We start from the raw sequence: 928 nt of genomic DNA, 5'->3' as shown, positions 1-928 counted from the left end.
TCCCGAGTAGCCTGAGAACCAACTATCCCGATTATCGTTAGTGGTGCCGGTTTTACCCGCAACCACCAGTTGCTCTGGTAGTTGTTTGTATGCAGAGCGCCCGGTGCCGGTTTGCATGGTCTTTACTAGTGCTTCTTGTAATAAATAAATCGCCTCGGGTGCAACTACTTGACTAAGCTTGAAAGGGTAGCGGGTTAAAGTTTCACCTTGTGCGTTGGTGACCTCGCGAATTCCTCTTAAGGGCATGTTGAAGCCATTACTGGCGATAGTTTGGTAGAGCTGCGTCACTTCAAGCGGTGACAATGATTGAGATCCTAGGAATAGAGAAGGGTAGGGCGTGAGCTCTCTTTTGACACCTAAACGCCTGAGCATGTCATGCACTGTGTCAATTCCTAGCTCTAAACCTAAGCGGGCACTTGCCAGATTGTAGGATTTAGCAAGCGCTAGATATAAGGGGACTTCTCCATGGCTTTCGTGATCAAAGTTCTGCGGCGCCCAGATTTGCCCATCTTCAAACTCTATTTTGAATGCCTGATCTGATACCAGCGTGCTGAGTTGATATTGTGAGGGTTTTTCCAGTGCGCTAAGGAATATTGACGGTTTAATGAGCGAGCCGATAGGTCTTCTTGCATCAAGAGCACGGTTAAAACCGCGGTATCGTGCTTTTCTGTCCCCAGCCATGGCGAGTATTTCCCCGGTGCCGGTTGCGGTGACCACGGCGCCTACTTGAAGCGTTCCTGTCTGTTTCCCTGATTCGAGTGTTGGAAGTTTGCTGGCGATTGTATTCTCTAGCTGGTGCTGGAGCTGGGGGTCTAGACTGGTATATATCTTTAGCCCTTCAGTGCGTAGGTCGTCTTCATGGTAATCTTTTCCCAGCTGACGCTTTACCATGTCCATAAATGCCGGGTAGGGATTAGTCTGTAGAGTC

Annotated in this window: 1 protein-coding gene; it reads right to left on the bottom strand. The window is 49.1% G+C overall.

Annotation, left to right across the window (positions count from 1 at the left end):
- Window positions 1–891, bottom strand: an 891-nt coding sequence (locus A3735_RS07680) for a transglycosylase domain-containing protein (protein ID WP_231882486.1), incomplete at its 3' end; no start/stop codon positions are given.
- Between the last annotated feature and the right edge of the window lie 37 nt (window positions 892–928).

This window comes from Oleiphilus sp. HI0061, from assembly GCF_001635675.1.
This window is presented reverse-complemented; position numbering and strand designations above follow the sequence as displayed.